We start from the raw sequence: 23,426 nt of genomic DNA on the forward strand, positions 1-23,426 counted from the left end.
TATATCGAAGATTTTTCGACGAAGCAACGACCGTTTCGTCCAGTTTTCGTAAACTCCTTAATGTCCGCTAAACCATCCGGCCTCATCCCACCTTAACCCCGTTCGCCTAGGCTCATCACTCGGGAAAAGGGGACCGGCCTGTCCATGCTCGTTGAACGCGAAGCCTCCATTGGAGAATCGACTTTGCTGGAGCGCCGCAGGGCGGAGCAGAACGACAAGCGGATTCTGGGCAATGTCGTGCAATGCGACGGGGCGCGCGCCACCATCAGCGCCTATGCCGACGATATCGAAGGCACGGTCACCGGTCTGTGGAGCGTCGGCAAGATGATCTCGATCAATCTCGGCACATCACGAACCGTCGGCCTGGTCTACGAAATCGGCAAGTCGGATCGTGCCTGGAGCAGCGAGGGCCAGAATCCGATCGAGGTCAGCATCGAATTGATCGGCGAGGTGCGCGACGGTGCCGAACCCGGCGCGAAGCCGGTCTTCGACCGTGGCATCACGACCTATCCGCATATCGGCGCCATTGCCCATCGTATCCGCAGCCGCGATCTGCAGGCCGTCTACGATCTCGCCGGTCGTCATTCGATCACCATCGGCACGTTGTCGCAGGACGAGGCCATCGACGCCAATATCGCCATCGACGATACGCTGGCGCGGCATTTCGCCATTGTCGGCACCACTGGGGTCGGCAAATCGACCGCCGTCTCGCTGCTCTTGCGCAAGTCGATCGCCGCCCGGCCCGACCTGCGCGTGCTCATCCTCGATCCACACAACGAGTTCGCCGCGTCGTTGCCCGAATATTGCGTCAGGGTCGATTCGACGACGCTCGACCTGCCCTTCTGGATGTTCAAGCTCGAAGAATTTGCCGAAGTGCTGTTTCGCGGCCGCGAGACGGTCCCGGAAGAGGTCGACGCCTTGCGCGATCTTATTCCCGCGGCCAAGAACCTCTACCGCAATCCTAACTCCGGCAACTTTCTACGGCGCAGCACCGATGCGCTGACCGCCGACGCGCCGGTGCCCTATCGCATTGCCGACCTCATCAAGCTGGTCGATGAGCGCATGGGATTGCTGGAAAGCAAGAACGATCGCCCGACCCTCAGGTCACTGAAGACACGCATCGAATTGGCGGCATCCGATCCGCGCTACCGTTTCATGTTCAACTCGCGCCTTATCGAAGACACCATCCACGAGACGATCGGCAACATTTTCCGCGTGCCGCATCACGGCCGCCCTGTGACCTGCTTCGAAATGGCCGGCATGCCGTCCGAGGTGGTCAATTCGGTTTGCTCGGTGCTGGCGCGGCTGGCCTTCGACCTGGCATTGTGGAGCGAAGGCCGCTTGCGGCTGCTCCTCCTGTGCGAGGAAGCGCATCGCTACATGCCGGCCGATCCGCGCCTCGGTTTCGCACCGACGCGGCACGCGCTGTCGCGCATCGCCAAGGAAGGCCGCAAATATGGCTGCTATCTCGGCGTCGTCACCCAGCGCCCGGGCGAACTCGACCCGACCATCCTGTCGCAGTGCTCGACGTTCTTTGCCATGCGGCTCGCCAACGAGCAGGACCAGGCGATCATCCGCTCGGCGATCGCCGATTCCTCGGCTTCGACGCTGGCGTTCCTGTCTTCCATGGGCCAGCGCGAGGCCATCGCCTTCGGGGAAGGCGTGGCGACGACGATGCGGATGAAGTTCGAAAAACTCTCCGAGGATTTGATCCCCGGCACCGCCAAACGCGAGAATGCTTTGCCGTCCGAAACCGGCGACGAGGTCGACCTCGTGGCGATCGTCGAACGGCTGCGCAACGTGCCGAAATCACAGCAGGCAATGCCTTTCGCGGAAGTCGTCGATCCGGGCCGACAGGCCGGCGATTCGGACTATCGCAAACCGTCGGCCGCGCGCACCCAGCGGAACGACGATTTCGACTTGCGCTATGGCCTCAAGCCGGCGACCTTCGGGCTGCGTCCCCCAGAATGATTGAGCCGAGCAACTTTTAGGCAGCGCCCGCAGATATCACAGCTGAGCTTCGATGGCTGTCTTGTCTATAACTGACCACACCCGGCGAATTTTCCCTCTCTGAAACTCATAGAATACGTTCTCAGCAAACGAAATTCTCTTCCCGCTTACATCGAGCCCAACGAACGTTCCCCTTGGCGCGCAGTCGAAGCTTAGGCGGCTCGCTATATAAGGCGGATCGGCAACCAATAGCTGAATTTCGAAGTAAAGGTCCGGAATTTCGTCGAAGTCTCTCACCAACATTTCGAGATAGCCGGACAATCCGAGCTTGCGACCGTTGTGGGTCACTTCATCATGAACAAAGCGCCCCAGATTTGGCCAATCCTGCTTGTTCAGGCATGCAATGTAGTCCCTGTAAAGATCGGAGAGGTCGGATTTAGTCACGGCAACACCTCTATTTCCGGCAAGCCCCGCAAAGGCAGCATCTCAGCTTGACTGGGTGACGTCGGTCTGCGTGCATCGGAGACGCAGAAAACGATACCAGACGGCCAGCATCACGAATTCAATGACGGAATTTCAGGCGCAGACGCGGTTGCGACCTTGCCTCTTCGCCTCATAGAGCTGGCGGTCGGCGCGGCGATAGAACTCCTCGGCGGTCTCCTTGCGATCCCAGACGGCAAGCCCGACGCTAGTGGTGATTTTCAGTCGGACATTGCCTGTCAGCACCGACATGTTGGCGATCGCCTTGCGGATGCGCTCGGCGAATTTGGATAGCAGCTCGGCGTCCATATTGGGCGTGACCACCGCGAACTCCTCGCCGCCCAGGCGCGCCACCACGTCGTGATAACGTGTCATGTCCTTGAGACAGTTGGCGACGGCCCGCAACACCTCGTCGCCGACATCGTGGCCGTGGCTGTCGTTCACCTGCTTGAAATGGTCGAGGTCGAGGATCATCAGCCCTACTGGTTTTTCGATGCGACGGAACTCTTCGAGATATTCCTTCAGCGCATCGTCGAAGTAGCGCCGGTTCTGCATGCCGGTGAGGCTGTCGGTGAGCGCCGCATGCTCCAGCGTCTCCGAGCGCGCGCTGAGCGAAACGGTCATGGCGCGCAGCTTGCCTTCTTCCGTCGCCTGCTTTCGGATCAGCGGGTAGATGAAGAAAATGCCGAAGAACAGCGCAGTCGCCAGCAGCACGCCGGTCGCAAACAGCAGCTTGTTGAGATAGATGATTTCATCGAGTTCCGAAGGCGTATTGCTAATGTCGGCGGCCAGGGTTTGCAGGAGCCCATAGGCGTAAAGCGTCACCAGGCCGGCGGCCAGGATCACAAAAATAAAGACGAAAAAGGCTGATTCCGCCTTGTGGAAACGCATCTGCTCCCCGTTGGAAAGTTCCTATCGATCTTATGTCATGCGGGAACTTACGGACAGTTAACCTGGACAACTTCAACGCGAAATGTCCCCTCGGTGTCGACTTTTCAGGTTGCGCTCGAAGGAGGGGGTAAGAGCATCGAGTCGATCCCCTCACCAGGGCGCAATCTCTGCCATTCCGGGCCCAATTGGTGCCTGAACCAGGTCGCCTGCCGTTTGGCATATTGCCGCGTCGCGATTTTCGCGCGCTCGATGGCCTCGGGAAAACTGATGGCGCCGGCCAGCGCGGCCTGAAGCTCGCGAACACCGATTGCTTTCATCGCCGGCAGATCGGGATCGAGGCCGAGCGCTGAAAGCTGTTTCACCTCGTCGAGTGCTCCCTTGTCCAGCATGCGGTCGAAGCGGGCATCGATCCGCTCTACCAGCGCCGCTCGCTCCGGCTCGATGACGAAAAGGCGCGCGCTGCTCCTGTCGATCAACGGCCGGCCACGCGCGGCCTGCCAGTCCAGGATGGAACGGCCCGACGCGTCGAGCACCTCCAGCGCCCGCACGATGCGCTGGCCATCCGTCGGCTTCAGCATCATGCCGGCCGCAGAATCCTCGCGCAACAGGATGCGGTGCAATCTCACTGCACCCTGTTCCTGGAGCTCGTAGCGCCAGCGATCGCGGATCGATTTCGGAATGTCGGGCATCTCCGAGATACCTTCCGTGAGCGCCCGGAAATAAAGCCCGGTACCGCCGACGAAAATCACTGGGCGCTCCGAGAGCCTGCCGTCGTCGATCAGTTTCGTGACATCACGCAACCAGGCGCCGGTGGAATAGGCGGTGGACGGATCGACGTGTCCATAAAGAAAGTGGGGGACGCGGGCGAGTTCGGCAGGACCAGGCCGCGCCGTCAGCACGTCGAGCACCGAATAGCCTTGCATGGAATCAGTGTTGACGATGACGCCGCCATTGCGCTCGGCGAGGTCGAGTGCGAGCGCCGACTTGCCGCTGGCGGTCGGCCCGGCTATCAGGATCGCGTTCTTCACGCGGCCTTCGCCCGCCTGTCCGCTGGAATTTTCGATGCCGCTGATCGCCACGCTTCTATCCCATCCCGCCAGCCGCGCATTGACGCCGACGCTTGCGAATATGGCCTCACGGTCGGTCGGCGCAAGCGCTGTTCGCTGGCTGGCCGAAAACATCGCCTGCGAGCTCGACTTGCCGGAGACCGCCGACGCTTCCGAAATAACGGCGCGCCTGCATGCCGCGCTTGCTTCCGAACCGATCGACGTGGCCGTCCAGCCGGCTGAGAACAGGCGCAAGAAGATCCTGATCGCCGACATGGATTCGACGATGATCGACCAGGAATGCATAGACGAGCTTGCCGACGAGATCGGCGTCAAGGATCGTGTCGCCGCCATCACCGCGCGATCGATGAACGGCGAGATCGCATTCGAGCCGGCCTTGCGCGAGCGCGTGGCCCTGCTCGAGGGTCTCGATGCCGCAATCATCGACCGCATCATCGACAAGCGACTGACGCTTGCCTCCGGCGGCCGTACGCTCGTCCAGACAATGGCGGCCAGCGGCGCCTGGACGGCGCTGATCTCCGGTGGCTTCGACATCTTCACCACCCGCATCGCAGCATTGCTCGGCTTTCACGAAAATCGCGCCAACCGCCTGATCGAGCAAGATCGCCGATTCACCGGCTTGGTCGCCGAACCGATCCTCGGCCGCGCCGCCAAGGCCGAAGCCCTTATCGAGATTTCCGCCCGCCTCGGCCTGACGCCTGCCGATGCCATTGCCGTCGGCGATGGAGCCAACGATCTCGACATGATCCGTCTTGCCGGCATCGGCGTCGCCTTGCATGCCAAGCCGGCCGTGGCAGCCGAGGCAAAGATCCGCATCGACCACGGCGACCTCACCGCCTTGCTTTATCTGCAGGGTTATCGCCGGGAGGAATTTGTCGAATGACGCCGATCCGCACCGAGCGCCTGATCCTGCGCAACTGGGAAGATCGTGACCGCGAGCTCTTGCATCGCATCAATTCCGACGAGCGCGTCATGGAATTCTTTCCGTTTCGGCGCGATCGTGCCCAGTCGGACGCCAAGATGGAGGAGTTGCGCGCGGCTATCGATCGCGACGGCTTCGGCTTCGCGGCCGCTGAGATCGCAGCCACAGGTGAATGCATCGGCTTCGTCGGCATAACCCGCACCGATCATTTGCCATTCCTGCCGCCCGGCACAATCGAGATCGGCTGGCGGCTGGCACCCGAATTCTGGGGCCGCTTCTATGTCACCGAAGCAGCCGAAGCCTGGCTCACCTATGGCTTTGAAAGACTTGGCCTCGACGAAATCGCGTCCTTCGCCGTCAAGGATAACAGCCGGTCCACTGCCGTCATGGAGCGCCTGGGCATGATCGCCGACCCGGCCTCCGACTTCGACCATCCCGGTGTTCCGGACAGCCACACCGCACTCAGGCGACATGTCTTTTACAGGCTGCCACGCACAGACTGGCAGGCAAGAAAAGGGGCGGCCCGCTAGCCGCCCTTTTTCCTTTCAACATCAGAGTGTTGCAGGCTCTTCCGGACTCAATCCATCCGGATTGTCACAAACCTCAGCTCGCCGGTCTTCGACGCCAGCATCAAAAGCGCGTTCTTGCGCCCCTGCTCCTTCAGCGCGCCGATCCGGTCCATGACGTCCTTGGGCGTCGCGACCGATTCCTGCGCGATCTCGGTGATCACCTCGCCCGGCTGGATGCCGCGTTCGGCCGCCGCCGAATCCTTTGAGACGTCGGTCACGACGACGCCGGAGACGTCGGCGGCGATGCCGAACTTCGTGCGCGTCTCATCGTTGAGCTCGCCGATCGTCATGCCGAGCACAGCAGCCGTCGAAACCGCAGGCGCCTTGTCGGCATCGTCCTGGTCGGTGTTGCCGTTTTCACCACCGCTGGCAAGCTTCTCGCCGTCCTCGAGCCGGCCGAGCGTCACCTTGACCGTCTGTTCGACACCCTTGCGCACGATGATCACGTCGACGGCCTTGCCGACCGGGCTTTCCGCCACGACGCGCGGCAGGTCGCGCATTTCATGGATGTCCTTGCCGTCGAACTTGATGATGACGTCGCCGGCCTGGATTGTGCCGTTGTCGACCGGCCCGCCCTTGATGACCCCGGCAACCAGCGCGCCCTTGGCCGTCGCCATGCCCAGGCTTTCAGCAATGTCGTCGGTCACCGGCTGGATGCGCACGCCGAGCCAGCCGCGCCGCGTCTCGCCGAACTGGCGAAGCTGGTCGACGACGCCCGATGCAAGCTGCGATGGGATCGAGAAGCCGATGCCGATCGAGCCGCCCGACGGCGAGATGATTGCCGTGTTGATGCCGATGACCTCGCCGCTGCTGTTGAACAGCGGTCCACCGGAATTGCCGCGGTTGATCGCGGCATCGGTCTGGATGAAGTCGTCATACGGGCCGGAATTGATGTCGCGATTGCGCGCGGAGACGATGCCGACCGTCACCGTGCCGCCGAGACCGAACGGATTGCCGATCGCCATCACCCAGTCGCCGACACGCATCGTGTTGGAATCGCCGAACTTCACCGCTGTCAGCTTGTGCCCTTTCGGATCGACCTTCAGCACCGCGACGTCGGTCTTGGTGTCGGTGCCGACCAGCGTCGCCTTGAGCGTCACCCCGTCGGAGAAATTCACCTCGATGTCGTCGGCATCGGCAATGACGTGGTTGTTAGTCACCACGATGCCCTGCTCGGCGTCGACCACAAAGCCGGAGCCTAGCGACTGCACCTTTTGCCCGCCGCCGCCCTTGTCGCCGCCACGGTTCTTGAAGAAATCGTCGAAGAAGTCCTGGAAGGGTGAGCCTTCCGGGAGTTGCGGCATCGGCACCGCGCCCGGCCCCTCAGTGCCCTTCACCGTCTGCGACGTCGAGATGTTGACCACCGCGCCGAGCAGGCCGGCGGCGAGATCGGCAACCGAGGGCGGCCCGTCGGCTGCCACTGTCGGCGTCACGAACGACGGAACGGCAACGGCGCCGACCAGAAGCGCAGCGGCCCCGGCGATGAACGTCCGCCTCGCTGAACGCAGAAGGGTGGTGGATGTCATCGAAAGGCCTCCGGGTGTTCTAAAAACGCGCTTCGGCAAAAACGCCGCGTCGCGTCATGTTGGCAAGAAATAAGGCACGTTTGCGGCTACGGCTACCGCCAGAGGATAAATCCTCCGTTACGCCGGCTATCCCTGCACCGGCCCTACTGGCCGGTGCCTGGCTGCGCCGCCGGTGCGGCGGGAGCGGCAGGTGGTGCTGCCGGGGCTGCAGGCGTTTCCTTGCTGTCCGGGTCGCGAAAGAAGCGGAAGAACTCGGAATTCGGCGACAGCACCATCGTCGTTCCGGTGCTGTTCAGCGCCGTGCCATAGGCATTCATCGACCGATAGAAATCGAAGAAGGCCGGATCGCGCTGATAGGCCCCGGCAAACGTCGCGCTGCGCTGGGCTTCACCTTCACCGCGCAGGATTTCAGACTCTTTCTGGGCTTCCGCGACGATTTCGACCACTTCGCGGTCGGCGCGAGCCCTGATCCGCTGCGCTGCCTCATTGCCTCGCGCCCTCAGCCGCTCGGCTTCGGCGAGACGTTCGGCCTTCATGCGGTCGAAGGTCTGCTGCGAGACTTCGGCCGTGAGATCGGTGCGGCGGATGCGGACATCCTCGATCTGCAGGCCAAGCGAGGTGGCATCGGGCCTCAGCTGATCGCGCACCTCGCGCATCATTACGGCACGCTCTTCCGAGAGTGCCGCCTCGAAGTCGCGCAGGCCGTAGACGCGGCGCAAGGCGGCGTCGAGACGCGTCCTCAGCCGGGCCTCGGCCAGTTCGATCTGGCCGGAGACCGCGGCGCGGAACACACGCGGATCCGAGATGCGATAGGCGATGAAGGCATCGACCTCATAGAACTTGCCGCCCGAAACCTGGACGCGGATGTTGTCGAGGTCGAAGCGCAGGACCCTGTTTTCGATCAGCTGCACGGTGTCGGCATCGAAGAAGGAGAATGGCGCCTTGAAATAGATGCCCGGCTGGTTCTTGACGTCGACGATTTCGCCGAACCTGAGCACCAGCGCCTGCTGGCGCGCATTGACGACGAAGACCGACGAATAGAGCAGGAACAGGATGACCGCGGCGATGACCGCAATGACGGGAAGACGGTTGGCCATCACTGGTTTCCTCCGGTGGCCGGTGCCGGCGCCTTCTGCTGCAATGCCGGCAGCGGCAGGTAGGGAACGACCCCTTGCCCGTTGCCTTGCTCGACGATGACCTTGCTCGAATCCTTCAGCACCCTCTCCATCGTTTCCAGGTAGAGCCGCTTGCGCGTCACCTCCGGCGCCTTGGCATATTCGTCATAAACCGAGATGAAGCGCTGCGCCTCGCCTTCGGCCTCCTGCACGACCCGGTTCTTGTAGGCGGCCGCGTCTTCGCGGATCTGTGCGGCCGCACCGCGCGCCTGGCCGAGCTTCTGATTGGAATACTGATTGGCCTGCTCGACGAACTTGTCCTCGTCCTGCTCGGCGCGCTGCACCTCGTCGAACGCGTCCGCCACCTCGCGCGGCGGCGCGGCGTCCTCGATCGAAATGGCGTTGACGTTGAGGCCGGCCTTGTAGCCGTCCAGCGTCGTCTGGATGATCTCACGCACCGACGCCGCAATCCCTTGCCGGTCGTCGCGGAAAATGTCCTGCGCCGGGCGCCGGCCGACTGCTTCGCGCATCGCGCTTTCGGCGACCTGCTGCAGCATGCCGTCCGGGTCGGACACGTCGAACAGATAGGCCTTAGGGTCGGAGACCTGATAGGCCACAGAGAACTGCACATTGACGATGTTCTGGTCGCCGGAAAGCATCAGGCCGTTGCCGCTGGAACTGCCGCCGCCGATACTGACAAGCTGCTCGGCGATGTTGGCGGTCTCGACCGTTTCGATGGGCCACCAATGGAAATGCAGGCCAGGCTGCGAGAGCTCCGCCTTCGGCTGGCCGAACCTGAGTTCCACCGCAACTTCGTCGGGCTGCACTGTGTAGACCGCCTTGAACGCCCATAGCACCACCAGCGCCGCAGCTATCAGTCCGAACACGGCCGGGCTCGCGCCACCGCCGCCCGGCAGTGCGCGCCGCAACCTGTCCTGCCCACGCCGGATGATATCCTCGAGATCGGGAGGCGAGCCCTGCGGGCCGCTGGGTCCCTTGGGTCCCTGTCCCCAAGGTCCCTGATTGTTGCCGCCGCCCCATGGGCCGCCGCCGCCGCTCTTGTCGTTCCAGGGCATGAATGTCCTTTCGCTTGGAATTCCCTCAAGCGCCGGCTCGCCGGCGCAAAATCCAATATTATTCCTCTATAGGGATGCAACGGCACGCTTTCAACGCGATCGGCTGCCGTCACAGTCCACCTTTGGGTCCATTTAGACCTGTCGCGACGCTTTGTCGTCTTCAATTCACGTCGCGGCGACGCTCGTAAACCGAATAGCGTGTCGCATGGCTGTCCTTCTCACCGGCCTCAACCTCCTGTGAGCGGACGATCCGCCATAGCGCCGGGTCGATCGGCGGGAAATGGGCCTCGCCGTCGACCGCGGCCAGAACATGGGTCACGTGCAGCCGATCGGCCAGCGGCAGCGCCTGAGCATAGATCTCGCCGCCGCCGATGACGCAGATCTCGTCGGCGCCGGCCATGCAGCGCCCGCGCACCGTCGCCAGCGCGATTGCGTCCTCGATCGAGTGCGCGACTTCGACGCCCTCGGCGCGCCATGCCCTGTCCCGTGTCACCACGATGTTGAGCCTGCCCGGCAATGGGCGGCCGATGCCTTCATAGGTCTTGCGGCCCATGATGATGGGCTTGCCCATCGTATCGGCTTTGAACCGCTTGAGATCGGTGGACAGCCGCCACGGCAACCCACCCTCGCGCCCGATTACGCCGTTCTCGGCGATGGCGACATAAATCGCGAGGTCCATCAGCCGCCGTTTCCGCCATCGGATGGCTCCAGCAGCAATATGTCGATGTCGTGCTCGGGGTAGAAGTTCTGCGCCTTCATCTCGAACGTCGTCGGTCCGACCTTCCTGACGTTTTCGCCGCAAAACGAGACCAGGTTCTTCGGATCGCCCTTGTCGACGGTCAGCTTGAACGTACCGATGTTTCCCGACGCCCAGTTGCCGCCCGTGGTGAGGATATAGGCGATGCGGTTCTCGAAATATTTGGGGTAGTCGTCGGGATCGTCCTTGGCTGCCTTGCGCACGGTGTTTTCGAAGGCATCGTCCATGCAGTAGCGTGTCTTGTAGGCGGCATACTGGCCCTGGAACTGGCCGTCATAGAAGAAGCTGACCGAGGAGGTGCCGCCGACGCTCGGCTTGTAGCGATGCGAGACATGGACCGGGTTGTTGGCCGGAAAGGTCGAGCGCCACCAATAGGTCGAGCGCAATTGCCAGAACGGCGTATAGACGGTCTTCATGCCCGAACCGTCGTCGGCTGTGTCCTCGATGATGATGCCGCGGTTGACCCAGTCGTCGGCGACCGCTTGCGGCAGCTTTGCCAGCGCTGCCTTGGCCGCGTCGCCGAACGGATAGAACGGCACGCCCTGCGCCTTCAGGTCGGCGCCGATATCGATGCCGAGCGCGAACGCTTTCTGCTCGAGCTGCGGCTTTGCCGGCACCCCGTCGATCGTCACTTCGAAGCCGAGGAAATTGTCGCTCTGCGCCTCCGGAATCGCCGGGATTTCTTCGGGATCGCCTTCGATGTCGGGCATCGGAAAGGCGACGATCGCATCGACATCCTTGTCGGTGTTGTTGCGGAAGACGTAATCGACCGTCACCTTTTCCGGCGAGATGTAGAGATCCTCGCTTTCCATCGCCACCGCATCGCTGCGCGAAAGGATCAGCCCACCGGTGCCGAGTTCGGCAACCGAATCATTGGCGAGCGCAGGCGTAGCCGAGAGCGCCAACGCTGCGGTCAGGACGTAACGGAACATGGAAACTCCCCCGGCGAAAATGCCAACATGACTCTAGCCGTTCAATGTGGCGTTTCAAAGCCTTTCGGCAAACGCGCCAGCGCCTGCCGACATGTCGTGTCGGTCTAGACACGCCGGTCCCGATCGGGCAGGAGTTCGCCCATGCGCAAGCTTCTCGTCATCGGCATCGGCGCCGGCAATCCGGAGCACATGACGGTCCAGGCCATTAACGGCCTCAATCGGGCCGACGTGCTGTTCATTCCCGACAAGGGCGCCAAGAAGAACGATCTCGCCGAATTGCGCCGCCAGATCTGCGACCGCTTCGTCACTAACCCAAACTCGCGGCGCGTTGAATTCGATGTGCCGGTGCGCGCCGAGCCGGCGCCTTCCTACCGCTCGACCGTCGACGACTGGCACGAGGCGATCGCCGCGATCTACGAAGGCCTGATCCGCGACGAACTCCCCGAAGATGGCTGCGGCGCCTTCCTGATCTGGGGCGATCCGTCGCTCTACGACAGCGCGCTGCGTATCCTCGAGCGCGTGCGCCTGAGAGGCAATGTCGCGTTCGAGCTGGAGGTCATTCCTGGCATCACCGCCATCCAGGCACTCGCAGCCAGCCACAAAATGGCATTGAACCGCATCGGCGACGCCATTTTGATCACCACCGGTCGCCGGCTCGCCGAGCAAGGTCTGCCCGAAAACGCCGGCAGCACCATCGTCATGCTGGACGGCAAATGCGCCTTCAACACGCTGGAAGACAAGGACGTTACCGTCCACTGGGGCGCCTATCTCGGCACGCCCGACGAGATCGTTATCTCGGGCCGGATTGGCGACGTCGGCGACAAGATCGTGAGCACCCGTGAGCAGGCCCGCCGGAAAAAAGGCTGGATCATGGACACCTACCTGCTGCGCAAGCCGGGCGAGCCTGAGGAGTAGCTGAGATCGAGCGCGGCACGAATTCCGCCGAGTTCATGCAGCGTCGATCTCGGCCTGCAGCGCCTCTATATGCGCGGCCGCTGCTGAAGACGCAGCCCGCTCGATGGCGCGGAAGCGGCTGACCACCGCAAGCCCGACCGACGTCAACTGGGCGCCACCGCCTTTCTTGCCGCCCGTCTGTGCCGCAACCAGCGGTTTACCGAACACGCGGTTCATGTCTTCGACCAGATCCCAAGCGTGCTTATAAGACATCTCCATGCCGCGCGCCGCGGCCGAAATCGAGCCGAAGGCGGCGATCTGTTCCAGAAGCTCGATCTTGCCCGGCCCGATGCGGCCATCTGGATCGAGATTTATCCGCAAACTCAGCGACGGCATTTGCTCCTCCGCAGTCACGCCATTCTACAAGTTCTCCAGCGATACGCTATTCCAAAACGATATAGCGACAATATCCGCCGTTCACCCATCCGCCTCGGCCGGCAAGCCGGCGCCGGTATTCGCCCGGTCGAAGCTCACCGTCTTGACCACCGCGAAGACTTTTCGACCAGGCCGAAGCCCCAGCGTCTGCCGCGACTGTTCGGTGATGCGGGCAAGCACGGTTGCGCCATTGCAGTCGAGGCCGATCTCGACCGTAGGCCCTTCGCCGGGCTCTATCGCCACAATCGTGCCCGGCAGTATGTTGAGCGCGCTGAGGCCGACCGGCTGCTCGGTGGCGATCATCACGTCGCGGGCACGGATGCGGACGCGCACCGGCGCACCGACCGGCGTTGCCAGAAGTGGCACCCGGATCTCGCCCGCCAATGAGCCAAGCACGGTCATGCCAAACGCCTCGTCGTGGCGCAGAACAGCGGCATCCAGCACGGCACCGCCCTCGCCGCGCTCTTCGGCCGGCAATAGATCCAGACGCTGCATGATCGCTCCGGTCGGACCGGAAGCGGCGACCTTGCCTTGCATCAGCACCACGACGTCGCTCGCCAGCCGCGCCACCTCGGCGATCGAGTGGCTGACATAGACGATCGGAATTTTCGTCTCGTCGCGCAGCCGCTCGATATAAGGCAAGATCTCAGCCTTGCGCGCCTCGTCGAGCGACGCTAGCGGCTCGTCCATCAGCAGCAATTTCGGACTGGCAAGCAGCGCCCGGCCGATTGCCACGCGCTGCTTCTCGCCACCGGAGAGTTTTGCCGGCCGCCGGTCGAGCAAATGGCCGATCCCGAGCAGTTCGACCACGCTATTGATATCCGCATAGCGCTCGGCAGCCGGCGTGAACCAGCGGCCATAGCGCAGATTGGTCGCCACGCTCATATGCGGAAACAGCCGCGCATCCTGGAACACCATGCCGATCCGCCGCTTGTGCTTCGGCACGAACAGGCCTGCATCGCTATCGACCAGAACGCGGCCCTCGGCCGCGATACGGCCTTTGTCGGGGCGGATCAGCCCGGCAATCAAATTGATCAGCGTCGTTTTTCCGGAGCCGGAAGGCCCGAACAGCGCAGTAAGCCGCCCGGCGCTCTCAAAGCGGGCATTGACGGCGAAATCGCCAAGCCGGTGGCTGATGTCGACCTGAACCGTCATTCGATGTCCATCCGCCGGCCGACGCGCCGCGCCAGCACTTCCGAGGCCACGAGTGCAGCCATCGAGATGACGATCGAGATCAGCGTCAGCCTGAGCGCGCCGGCGTCGCCGCCGGGAACCTGCGTGAACGTGTAGATCGCCGACGGCAGCGTCTGCGTCTCGTTCGGGATGTTGGAGACGAAGGTGATCGTCGCGCCGAATTCGCCCATCGCCTTGGCGAAGGAGAGGATCGCACCGGCGATCAGGCCGGGCAGGATAAGCGGCAGCGTGATCGTGCCGAATACCCATAGCGGATTGGCGCCGAGCGTGCCGGCAGCCGCCTCGATTTTGCGGTCGACCGCTTCGATCGACAGCCGGATCGCCCGCACCATCAGCGGAAAGCCCATCACACCGCAGGCGAGCGCGGCGCCCGTCCAGCGAAAGGAAAAAACGATGCCGAAATGCTCGGCCAGGAAGGCCCCGGCCGGACCACGCTTGCCGAAAGTCAAAAGCAATAAATAGCCGGTCACCACCGGCGGCATGATCAGCGGCAGATGCACCAGCCCGTTGAGCAGTGTCTTGCCCCAGAACTGGCCACGGGCGAGCACAAGGGCGATCGCTATGCCCGGCGGCAGGCTGGCAATCATCGCCACGGTCGCCACTTTGATGGATAGCCGGACGGCATTCCATTCGTTGGGAGCGAGATCCAGCAGCCAGCTCATGCTCAGGGCCGTTCGTCAGTTGCTCGGCGCTAGGATTGTAAAACCTTGCGCCTTGAAGAGTTCGCCAGCCTTGGCGGATTGCAGGCATTTCAGGAATGCCGGGGTATCCTTGCCCTTCGAATCGGCAAGCTGGGCGACTGGATAGATGATTGGCGGATGGGTACCCGCGGGGAAAGTGCCGATCACCTTCACGCCGGGCTCCGCATGCGCATCCGTGGCATAGACGACGCCAAGTGCTGCCTCGCCGGTCGACACTAGTTTTAGGGCGGCGCGCACATTCTCGGCCTGCGCCACCTTGCCTTCGACCGAAGACCAGACACCGAGCGATTCGAGCGCTGCCTGGCCGTATTTGCCGGCCGGCACCGCCTTGACATCGCCCATGGCAAGTTTGCCGTCACCGACCAGCCCGGCAAGATCGAACCCCTTTTCAATCCTGGCCTCGACCTTGGAATCCTGCGGCGCAATCAGCACGATCTGGTTGCCAAGCAGTTTCACTTCGGTTTCGGGCTTGGTCAGCTTCCTGTCGGAAAGATATTTCATCCAGTCGAGATCGGCCGAGATGAACACGTCTGCCGGCGCGCCGCTTTCAATCTGCTTGGCCAGCGCCGAGCTCGCCGCATAGGAAATGGTTGCCGCCTCGCCGACATCGGCCTCGCAGGCCTTGTTGACGGCATCGAGCCCGTCCTTCAGACTCGCCGCAGCAAACACGACCACCTTGTCATCGGCATGGGCAGCCGACACCGCGGCCATCAGCATGGCGGCGAGACCCGCGATGGCAATCGTCGTCGAACCTTTGCGCGCCAGCATGAAACTCTCCTCGTCTCGGAACGCCCGAAGCCGTCCATCGATATATCCATGTGAACATAACAAGGAAAGGCTCTTTACCGGCGACGGCATTCTGAGCTCAGGTTTCTCGGCGTGCGATAACCTCCGTTGGATACAGCGGTATCGAGGCCAAAGGAAATATCACATGAAATCAGTACCCGCGGCACGGGCAAACGAGGGCGCAGCCGCAGTAGGCAATTTCGATATGGACAGTCAGGTAGGTCCTAGACCGCGATCGGCGCCTTGATCGTCGCGTCGGCGAAATAGTTCTCGAGCCGGAAATCCTCGAAGCGGAAGGCAAAGAGATCCTTCACCTCGGGATTTATCCAGAGCGTCGGCAACGCCTTGGGCGTGCGCCGCAATTGTTCGCGCGCCTGCTCGAAATGGTTCGAGTAAAGATGCGCGTCGCCGAGCGTGTGGATGAAATCGCCGGGTTTCAATCCGGTCACCTGCGCCACCATCAGCGTCAACAACGCATAGGAAGCGATGTTGAACGGCACACCGAGAAAGATATCGCCCGACCGCTGATAGAGCTGGCAGGAAAGCTTGCCTTCAGAAACATAAAACTGGAACAGGCAATGGCAGGGCGGCAACGCCATGGCCTCCACCTCGGCCGGGTTCCACGCCGAAACAATCAGCCGCCGCGAATTAGGATTTTTGCGTATCTCCTTCAGAAGATTCGCAATCTGGTCGATGGCACCACCGTGGCCGTCCGGCCACGACCGCCACTGTTTGCCATAGACCGGGCCGAGATCGCCGTTCTCGTCGGCCCATTCATCCCAGATCGAGACGCCGTGATCGTTGAGATATTTGATGTTGGTGTCGCCGGCCAGGAACCACAAAAGCTCGTGGATGATCGACTTCAGGTGCAGCTTCTTGGTGGTGGTGACCGGAAAGCCGCGGGCCAGGTCAAAGCGCATCTGGTAGCCGAATACCGAGCGCGTTCCGGTGCCGGTGCGGTCGCCGCGATCGGCGCCGTTTTCCAGCACATGCTTCAGAAGGTCGAGATACTGGCGCATCGACTCCGGTCCGATTCGGGTTGTCAGCCATCATAGCCGAATGACCGTCGGCCGAACACAGCAAAGCGAGACAATTCCAGCAGAAGCCGCACCGGCACCGGTGGCGAGGTTGCTCAGAGCGACCCGAGCATGCCCAGATCCTTGGCGACGAGATAATAGAAGGTCACCCGACTCTTGCTGTTGTCGGCCGCCATCGCCTTGCAGGTCTTTTCGATAGCCGCATCTGCCTTGGCGCCGTCGGTGACGCCGAGCTTGCCGGCGACCCAGCTGTTCCTGACGCGCTTCAGTTCCTCCGGGTCGGTGCAGGACACCAGCGAGGAATCTCGGTTCCTGAGCGCGATGCCCAGATGCTTGACGATCTTGGCGACCGCGTCGGCATCCGCCGCCGCATCATATTTCTTTACGTCTGCGAGATAGTCGGCCATCGAATTTCCCCTCGTCGGCGCCACGGGATCCGGTCGATGAGGATTGTGGCGCGCTGCCGCAAATTATGCGCTGGGTCTCCTCACCGCCTCAAAGCTTCGGTTGAGACCGGCTGCAAGTCAACCCTTCACGATCCACTTTGACACGGACGAAAGTGGCATTCCGGCCTTTCATTTTCCACCGCCAGTCCCTATATTCGCCTCGTCGGCTCGACCGACTATGGTGATAAACAGGCGATGAAATAAGCCGTTCGGACCCGGGGGCGGTACCCGGCGCCTCCACCAAAAACCGCTGTTCAGGAGCGGCTTTTGCTGGGGGCGAAATAGGATCGACGGAGGTGTAAAGATCGTACTTTTGCCCGGCATTGTACCACCGTTATCGGGCTAAACTTATAGTTGCCAACGACAACTATGCGGAAGCACGTCTCGCCGCGTAAGCGGTGCGATAGCTTCAATTCAAGCCCTAGTGGTTCGCACTTCTAGGCGGGGTTCGGAGGTACCTGGCAACAGAAACCTCCATTTCTCCCTTTTTGATATGTGCGGCTGCAGGCCTGGGCTTTTTATGCGCCCTGATACGCCGAAGGCGCCGCGGCGTTTATACCAGTCCCTGGCTGACCGTATCGATCGCACCGGCGAATGTTTCACCTGTGGCCGCGTCGTCGGGCAACAGCATCTCATTGTGCCCCCTGCCCGTCTGGATCATCGGAAAACAATTGGCGAGCCTGGCAACACGACAGTCGAAGAGCACCGGCCGGTCCACATCGATCATTTCCTGTATCGCATCGTCAAGGTCGGCTGGTTTGTCGCAGCGCAGGCCGACCGCTCCGAACGCCTCGGCCAATTTGACAAAATCGGGCAAGGCCTCGGAATAGGAATGCGCGAGGCGGTTGCCGTGAAGAATTTGCTGCCACTGGCGAACCATGCCCATATATCCGTTGTTCAGGATGAAGACTTTGATCGGCGCGTCGTACTGGATTGCCGTCGACAGCTCTTTCATGGTCATCTGAACCGAGGCGTCGCCGGCAATATCGATGACGAGGCTGTCCGGATGTGCGATCTGCACGCCCAGCGCCGCCGGCAGGCCGTAGCCCATCGTCCCGAGGCCGCCCGAACTCATCCAGCGGTTCGGCTTTTCCAAGCCGTAGAATTGGGCCGCCCACATCTGATGCTGGCCGACTTCAGTTGTGATGTATGTGTCGCGATCCTTCGTCAGCGCGTAGAGGCGCTGCACCGCATATTGCGGCATGATCACGTCTTTGTTCATCTCGTAGGAGAATGAATTGCGTGCGCGCCAGCCGGCGATCCTCCTCCACCAGTCCTGGAGGCGGCCTTCATCCGGTTTCTGAGGCAAAGCGCGCCATAGACGAACCATGTCATCCAGAACATTGCCGACATCGCCTTGTATGCCGATATCGACGTGGACGTTCTTGTTGATCGAGGACGGATCTATATCGATGTGGATCTTCCTGGAGTGGGCCGAAAAAGCATCCACACGCGAGGTCACGCGGTCATCGAAGCGCGCGCCGACACAGATCATGACGTCGCAATCGTGCATCGCCATGTTCGCCTCATAGGAACCATGCAGACCGACCATCTTGAGCCAGTTCTTGCCGGAGGCGGGGTAAGCCCCAAGGCCCATAAGCGTCGAGGTTACCGGAAAGTCGGTCAGTTGAACCAGCTCCCGGAGCAATCTCGATGCTTGCGGGCCGGAATTGACGATGCCGCCGCCGGCATAAATAACGGGACGGCTGGCATTGGCCATCAGTGCTATCGCCTGGCCGATCTTGCCCATATCGCCCTGCAGCTTCGGTTGATAATTTTTCAGTGCGACAACGTCCGAAGGCGGCGTGTACATTCCGGACGCAAACAGAACGTCCTTTGGCATGTCGACGAGAACCGGCCCCGGTCGCCCCGACCGGGCGATGTGGAACGCCCTATGGATCGCTGACGCTAGGTCACTGACGTCTTTGACCAAAGAGTTGTGCTTGGTGCAGGATCGCGTGATGCCAATCGTGTCACATTCCTGAAAAGCATCGGAGCCGATCAATGTTGTCGGCACCTGTCCGGACAGACAAACGATCGGCACTGAATCCATCAGCGCGTCCTGCAGGGGCGTCACGGCATTCGTCGTGCCTGGGCCTGATGTGACCAGCATCACGCCGACCTTGCCCGTGGACCGGGCATAACCCTCCGCGGCATGGCCGGCGCCCTGTTCGTGGCGCATGAGGATATGCTTGATGTCGTCCTGCTGGAATATCTCGTCATAGATCGGCAAAATAGCCGCGCCGGGATAGCCGAAAATATGCTCGACACCATTGTCTTTGAGTGCGCGGAGAACGATCTCCGCTCCTGTTATGCGGTTGCTCGTATCCTGAATGGAATTATCGCTTGTCATGGTTCTGTCCCGTAGCGTGATGAGGATGGGTTGACGGGGCATCGCCGAAATCGGGCGTAGGAAGAATTTCGGGCATAAAAAAAGGCCCCGTCGGGAGCCTGTTTGTCGCGCACGGGTGGCTGTCGCCGGATGGTTACACCATCCTGCCCGTGCGCTTTCCTACCACTGCAAGAACCATTGCGATCGTCATGATGATCGCTGCTACACAGAAAATCGCGCATCGTCAACGTCTGAGGCTGAGGCGTCTCAGGCTGATGCGAAAGCCCAAGGGCCTCCCATCATCGGAACCTCCGATGGCAGCGTTCGTTTCTTCCCGTTTCCCTTCTTTCACGCTTTGCGGGACAAGGCCTCAGTTTCTCGCCGCGTGTGGTCATGCCCGGCGAGCTGCCTCATGAGAGATAAGATGAACCAGGAAACCACACCAAAACACGAACGCATCCTGATCATTGGCGGCAGTTCCGGCATGGGGCTGTCGTTTGCCGAACAGCAGCTTGCCGCCGGCGCCGAAGTTACGATCGTCGGCCGCTCCGAGGACCGGTTGTCTGCCGCACGGCAGCGCTTGCCTCATCCGGAAAGGCTGAGGGCGATCGCAGCCGACGTCACAAACGAGGACGGGGTCCAGCGCCTGTTCCAGGATGTCGGCACGCTCGACCACATCGTCTCGACCGCCGCCGACGTTACGCGCGTCTATGTGTTGCTTCCCGAGATGGACATCTCGGTGGCGCGGAAAGTGATGGATTCCAAAATCGTCGGGCCGCTGCTTCTTGCCAAACATGGCGCGCCTCGTCTGACGCCCGGGGGATCGATCACGCTGACCTCGGGCATCGCCGCCTATCGTCCGGCGGCGAAAGGCTCGGTGGTGGCAGCCGTTAATGGGGCCCTTGGCTCACTCGCCTACGCGCTTGCCGTCGAACTGGCGCCGATCCGCGTCAACGTTGTCTCGCCAGGCTGGGTCGACACGCCGATTTGGGATGCCGTCGTCGGCAGCGGCAAGACGGCCGCGCTGGACGCCATGGCAAAGCGCCTGCTCGTCGGCCGGATCGGCCAGGCAGCCGACGTTGCCCAAGCCATTACGTCCCTGATGCACAACGGCTTCATCACCGGAACCGTGCTTCATGTCGATGGCGGCCAGCGGCTGGTCTAGTGACGGCCAGACCTCGCGAACCATTGCGAGGAACAGCCGCAAGACCGGCGCTTGAATGCGCCGGTGGCGCCATACCATGGTGACCGCCGTCACCGGGCTGCTTCCAACCCAGGGCAGCACGACGATATTGGCATCAGCCGCGGAAGCCACGAGACGCGGGACCAGCGCGCATCCAAGACCGCCTTCAACAAGACTCCGTATCGCGCCCATGCTGGCGAACTCGCCGACGAGTTTTGGACGGTCAGGCAACGTTGCGGCAAACGCTTCGTCGAACATCCGCCTATAGACGCAACCGCGCTGGGTGACGAGGAAAGCCTCGTCAGCCAGATCGTCGGGCGTCATGGCAGAATGTCCGGCCAACCGGTGATTTGCCGGCATTATGGTGACGAGCTCTTCTACTGCCACTTGCTCGCTTCGCAGCTCCGGTGCCGCCGCCGGGACGGCTCCGAAATGGAAAGATACATCCAGCGCCCCGCTTGTCACGCCGGCACGCAACCCACTGCTATCGTCCACCTTGAGGTTCAATTCCACATCGGGATGGCGCCGATGGAATTCCCCCAGCAAAGCTGGCAAGCGTGTCGAGCAAAGCGTCTCCAGGCCGCCGACCGTCAGGCGACCGGCAAGCGTGCCGCTCGCGTCGGCGACAGCGGAACGGGCTTCGTCCGCGAGATCGAGGAGATCGTTTGCGTAGTCCAGCAGGCGCTGTCCTGCCGCCGTCAGCTTCAAGCCACGCCGTGACCTGTCGAACAGCGACGTGCCCAGATCGGCTTCCAGCGCCTGGATCTGTTCGGTGACGCTCGATTGGGCAAGATGAACCCGCTCGGAGGCGCGCGTGATGTTCAAGGTGGTGGCGACCGCCACGAAGGTCTTGAGATGTCGAAGCTGCATGTCCTGAACCCGTCATATAGGCATAGGCTGCTTTGAACCGGGACCGCAAACGTGAAAAGGCCGGGAACATCGCCCGGCCTTTTTGTCTCGATAGGTGAAGCTTACTCCGCCGGCGCTTCCGCAACGTCCCGGCTGCGGCCGAGCGTTATCTTGGCCAGTGTGAAGGAGATCGCCGCGCAGAGCGTGATGCCCGCCACCATCGGCAGCGGCGTGCCGTCGAAAAACACGCCGGCGACGCCCATGGCGACCGCGCCGATGGCGAAGTGCAGCGTGCCCATCAGCGCCGACGCGGTGCCGGCGATCTCGCCATGCTCTTCCATGGCCAGCACCGACGTGGTCGGGATGACCAGGCCGAGAAAGCCGTAGCCGATGAACAGCAGCGCCGCCATCACGTCGAGCCGGTCGACACCCGATGCCATCACCGCGAACAGCACCACCATCGTCGTCGCATAGCCGGTCACCGCGACACGCACCACGCGCTGCAGCCCGAACCGCTCGGATAGCAACCCGGTCAGCTGCGACATGCCGATAAAGGCAACCGCATTGATCGAGAAGAACACGCTGTAAACCGAAGGCGACAGGCCATAATGGTCGATCAGGATGAAGGACGAGCTCGACAGATAGACGAAGAAGCTCGCAATGCCGAAGCCGGCGATGGCCGTCAGGCCAAGGAAGTTGCGGTCGCCCATCAGGAAGCGGTAGCCTGAAAGTGCCGTCCCGAAGGACGAACCGGCGCGCTCTTCGACCGGCCGCGTCTCCTTCAGCGAGGTCGCCAGCAGGATGGTGGCGAGCACGGCCGCGCCCGTCACCGTCCAGAACACGGCGCGCCAGCCGAAATTCTCGATGATCTGGCTACCGGTCAGCGGCGCCAGGATCGGCGACACCGAAAACACCAGCATCAGCAGCGACATCAACTTGGCGGCCTCGGTGCCGGTATGCAGGTCGCGCACGATGGCGCGCGGCACGGCCATGCCGGCGCTGGCGCCGAGCCCTTGCAGGAAGCGGAAGGCGATCAGCCATTCGATCGAGGGAGCCAGCGCCGAGCCGACGCCGCCGACCATGAACAGCGCCAGGCCGCCGTAGAGCGGCAGCTTGCGGCCGACCATGTCGGAGATCGGTCCGACGACGATCTGGCCGAAGCCCATGGAAAGAAAGAAGATCAGCAGGCTCATCTGCACCGCGGCAGTGCCGGCATGCAGATCCTCGCCGATCGACGGCAGGGCCGGAAGATACATGTCGATGGCAAACGGGCCGATCGCGGACAATAGGCCGAGCACGACCGCAATGCGGAGGAATTTGGCGTTCATGATAGCAGGCTCTTTCGAATTCTGGTTGCCGCCGAGGACCGACGTGTAACCCTAGGACGTTCCATCCCGTGGAGTTCCGACTCTTCTGCGGACCGAAACCCCCTTCGTGCAAGTCCACAAATTTAGACAGGCTTGTCTAATTCGTCAACCACCTCTATATAGTTTTGCATGAAGGCCAACGTCTCTCCTGACATTTTCCCGCCGCGGGGCCACGAGGCCAAGCGCATGTCGATTGTCGATGCCGCCGCCTCGGTCTTCTGCCGCGAAAGCTTCGCCGGTGCCAATATCGACATGATTGCCGCCGAGGCCGGCGTCTCCCGCCAGACCATCTACAATCATCACGGCGACAAGGAAAAACTCTTCGTTGCCATCGTCCGCGACCTCACCGAACGTTGCAATGCCGGCATCTTTGCCACGATTTCCACTTTTCCCGATCAGCCGAAGGATCTCGAGGCCGACCTCATCGCCTTTGCCGTCCGGATGAACCAAAACTGCATCTGCAACCGCGACGGCAAATTCCTGCGCAAGCTGATCCAGACCGAGGGCGGGCGCTATCCCGAGTTGTTCGCCGAATGGCGCGAAGAAGGACCGGGCAGGACATGGCCGGCGATCGCCGCCCGCTTCGCCCGCCTCGCTCATGCCGGCTTCCTTGATATCGACGATCCCGATGTTGCAGCGCGCCAGTTCATGGCGCTTGCCAATGCCGAGTTGCAGACGACCTTCATGCTCGGCGGTACACCAACCGAGGGCGAGGTGGTGCAATCGGCGACAAATGGCGTGCGTACCTTTCTGCGCGCCTTCGGCAGGCGGCAGCCTGCGGCCCGGGCAAGCAAACAGGGCGCGCTCGCCAACGCTTGACGATCAAAGCCGTTTGACGATCAAATCGTCGCCAATGGGCTTCGCTTCCGCACGCCGGCGATCTATATCCGGTTTACGCCGCGCTCAAGCTTGATTAC

The 23,426-nt window shown here is 62.0% G+C and carries 22 protein-coding genes, 1 other RNA gene and 1 pseudogene; 7 read left to right on the top strand and 17 right to left on the bottom strand.

The genetic code is table 11. From position 1 onward, the window contains the following. Window positions 1–144: 144 nt before the first annotated feature. A complete protein-coding gene (locus AC0L2X_RS10930; protein ID WP_473599766.1) occupies window positions 145–1,971 on the top strand; it encodes an ATP-binding protein in 1,827 nt (608 codons plus the stop codon). A 36-nt stretch (window positions 1,972–2,007) separates the two neighbouring features. Here the strand turns inward: AC0L2X_RS10930 and AC0L2X_RS10935 are convergent, their stop codons facing one another. The 3 genes from AC0L2X_RS10935 to miaA all read right to left on the bottom strand — a co-directional run bounded on the left by AC0L2X_RS10935 (window position 2,008) and on the right by miaA (window position 4,394). Next, entirely contained in the window at window positions 2,008–2,394 is a 387-nt protein-coding gene (locus AC0L2X_RS10935) for an ester cyclase (RefSeq protein ID WP_352490301.1), read from the bottom strand. Window positions 2,395–2,526: 132 nt separating this feature from the next. Further along, a complete protein-coding gene (locus tag AC0L2X_RS10940) occupies window positions 2,527–3,321 on the bottom strand; it encodes a GGDEF domain-containing protein (RefSeq protein WP_254818928.1) in 795 nt (264 codons plus the stop codon). A gap of 104 nt (window positions 3,322–3,425) precedes the next feature. Continuing rightward, window positions 3,426–4,394 carry a tRNA (adenosine(37)-N6)-dimethylallyltransferase MiaA gene (miaA, locus tag AC0L2X_RS10945; protein WP_473599821.1) on the bottom strand — a complete coding sequence of 323 codons (969 nt, stop codon included), beginning with the start codon at window positions 4,392–4,394 and terminating at the stop codon, window positions 3,426–3,428. On the opposite strand from miaA, the gene serB reads away from it, so the two are divergent. Together serB and AC0L2X_RS10955 are read left to right on the top strand one after the other, a co-directional pair. Further along, complete coding sequence (gene serB, locus AC0L2X_RS10950) at window positions 4,384–5,271, top strand: phosphoserine phosphatase SerB (protein ID WP_473599767.1); 888 nt, start codon at window positions 4,384–4,386, stop codon at window positions 5,269–5,271. The genes miaA and serB overlap by 11 nt on opposite strands. Beyond that, the gene (locus AC0L2X_RS10955) at window positions 5,268–5,840 is read left to right on the top strand and encodes a GNAT family N-acetyltransferase (RefSeq protein ID WP_473599768.1); all 573 of its coding nucleotides are present in this window, start codon (window positions 5,268–5,270) and stop codon (window positions 5,838–5,840) included. The genes serB and AC0L2X_RS10955 overlap by 4 nt, the downstream gene beginning before the upstream one ends. Window positions 5,841–5,887: 47 nt before the next feature. On the opposite strand, the gene AC0L2X_RS10960 is transcribed toward AC0L2X_RS10955, so the two are convergent. The 5 genes from AC0L2X_RS10960 to AC0L2X_RS10980 all read right to left on the bottom strand — a co-directional run bounded on the left by AC0L2X_RS10960 (window position 5,888) and on the right by AC0L2X_RS10980 (window position 11,285). Next, window positions 5,888–7,405, bottom strand: coding sequence for a DegQ family serine endoprotease (locus AC0L2X_RS10960; protein ID WP_352490304.1), 1,518 nt, complete (start codon window positions 7,403–7,405; stop codon window positions 5,888–5,890). 143 nt (window positions 7,406–7,548) lie between these two features. Then, a complete protein-coding gene (gene hflC / locus AC0L2X_RS10965) occupies window positions 7,549–8,502 on the bottom strand; it encodes a protease modulator HflC (protein WP_352490305.1) in 954 nt (317 codons plus the stop codon). Further along, window positions 8,502–9,596: an FtsH protease activity modulator HflK gene (hflK, locus tag AC0L2X_RS10970; RefSeq protein ID WP_352490306.1), complete on the bottom strand. Its 1,095-nt coding sequence runs from the start codon at window positions 9,594–9,596 to the stop codon at window positions 8,502–8,504. The genes hflC and hflK overlap by 1 nt, the downstream gene beginning before the upstream one ends. 160 nt (window positions 9,597–9,756) lie before the next feature. After that, entirely contained in the window at window positions 9,757–10,275 is a 519-nt protein-coding gene (locus AC0L2X_RS10975; RefSeq protein WP_473599769.1) for a dihydrofolate reductase, read from the bottom strand. Further along, window positions 10,275–11,285 (bottom strand): DUF4424 domain-containing protein, encoded by a 1,011-nt coding sequence (locus AC0L2X_RS10980; RefSeq protein WP_473599770.1) that lies wholly within the window; start codon window positions 11,283–11,285, stop codon window positions 10,275–10,277. The genes AC0L2X_RS10975 and AC0L2X_RS10980 overlap by 1 nt, the downstream gene beginning before the upstream one ends. Window positions 11,286–11,426: 141 nt before the next feature. Between AC0L2X_RS10980 and cobF the strand changes: the two genes are divergently transcribed. Further along, window positions 11,427–12,200, top strand: coding sequence for a precorrin-6A synthase (deacetylating) (cobF, locus tag AC0L2X_RS10985; protein ID WP_473599771.1), 774 nt, complete (start codon window positions 11,427–11,429; stop codon window positions 12,198–12,200). 33 nt (window positions 12,201–12,233) lie between these two features. On the opposite strand, the gene AC0L2X_RS10990 is transcribed toward cobF, so the two are convergent. From AC0L2X_RS10990 to AC0L2X_RS11015, 6 genes are all read right to left on the bottom strand, one after another. Continuing rightward, a complete protein-coding gene (locus AC0L2X_RS10990; RefSeq protein ID WP_473599772.1) occupies window positions 12,234–12,575 on the bottom strand; it encodes a winged helix-turn-helix domain-containing protein in 342 nt (113 codons plus the stop codon). 81 nt (window positions 12,576–12,656) lie between these two features. Further along, entirely contained in the window at window positions 12,657–13,769 is a 1,113-nt protein-coding gene (gene modC, locus AC0L2X_RS10995) for a molybdenum ABC transporter ATP-binding protein (protein WP_473599773.1), read from the bottom strand. Then, on the bottom strand, window positions 13,766–14,470 hold the full coding sequence (gene modB / locus AC0L2X_RS11000; RefSeq protein WP_473599774.1) for a molybdate ABC transporter permease subunit: 705 nt from the start codon (window positions 14,468–14,470) through the stop codon (window positions 13,766–13,768). The genes modC and modB overlap by 4 nt, the downstream gene beginning before the upstream one ends. 15 nt (window positions 14,471–14,485) lie before the next feature. Then, the gene (modA, locus tag AC0L2X_RS11005; protein WP_473599775.1) at window positions 14,486–15,277 is read right to left on the bottom strand and encodes a molybdate ABC transporter substrate-binding protein; all 792 of its coding nucleotides are present in this window, start codon (window positions 15,275–15,277) and stop codon (window positions 14,486–14,488) included. A 242-nt stretch (window positions 15,278–15,519) separates the two neighbouring features. Continuing rightward, window positions 15,520–16,314 (bottom strand): thymidylate synthase, encoded by a 795-nt coding sequence (locus tag AC0L2X_RS11010; RefSeq protein WP_023676701.1) that lies wholly within the window; start codon window positions 16,312–16,314, stop codon window positions 15,520–15,522. A 113-nt stretch (window positions 16,315–16,427) separates the two neighbouring features. Then, window positions 16,428–16,739: a DUF2853 family protein gene (locus tag AC0L2X_RS11015; RefSeq protein ID WP_023676702.1), complete on the bottom strand. Its 312-nt coding sequence runs from the start codon at window positions 16,737–16,739 to the stop codon at window positions 16,428–16,430. Window positions 16,740–16,901: 162 nt separating this feature from the next. On the opposite strand from AC0L2X_RS11015, the gene ssrA reads away from it, so the two are divergent. Then, window positions 16,902–17,257, top strand: a transfer-messenger RNA (tmRNA) gene (gene ssrA / locus AC0L2X_RS11020). A gap of 74 nt (window positions 17,258–17,331) precedes the next feature. On the opposite strand, the gene AC0L2X_RS11025 is transcribed toward ssrA, so the two are convergent. Beyond that, window positions 17,332–19,131 (bottom strand): acetolactate synthase 3 large subunit, encoded by a 1,800-nt coding sequence (locus tag AC0L2X_RS11025; RefSeq protein ID WP_473599777.1) that lies wholly within the window; start codon window positions 19,129–19,131, stop codon window positions 17,332–17,334. 403 nt (window positions 19,132–19,534) lie between these two features. On the opposite strand from AC0L2X_RS11025, the gene AC0L2X_RS11030 reads away from it, so the two are divergent. Beyond that, window positions 19,535–20,275 (top strand): SDR family oxidoreductase, encoded by a 741-nt coding sequence (locus tag AC0L2X_RS11030; RefSeq protein WP_473599778.1) that lies wholly within the window; start codon window positions 19,535–19,537, stop codon window positions 20,273–20,275. Window positions 20,276–20,341: 66 nt separating this feature from the next. Here AC0L2X_RS11030 and AC0L2X_RS11035 read toward each other — a convergent pair. Next, window positions 20,342–21,163, bottom strand: a pseudogene (locus AC0L2X_RS11035) (LysR family transcriptional regulator); the annotation flags it as partial. 101 nt (window positions 21,164–21,264) lie between these two features. Next, window positions 21,265–22,470: a multidrug effflux MFS transporter gene (locus AC0L2X_RS11040; RefSeq protein WP_023676705.1), complete on the bottom strand. Its 1,206-nt coding sequence runs from the start codon at window positions 22,468–22,470 to the stop codon at window positions 21,265–21,267. A 168-nt stretch (window positions 22,471–22,638) separates the two neighbouring features. Between AC0L2X_RS11040 and AC0L2X_RS11045 the strand changes: the two genes are divergently transcribed. Then, a complete protein-coding gene (locus tag AC0L2X_RS11045) occupies window positions 22,639–23,328 on the top strand; it encodes a TetR/AcrR family transcriptional regulator (protein ID WP_473599779.1) in 690 nt (229 codons plus the stop codon). Window positions 23,329–23,426: the final 98 nt, after the last annotated feature.

It is taken from the genome of Mesorhizobium sp. WSM4828 (genome assembly GCF_055811175.1).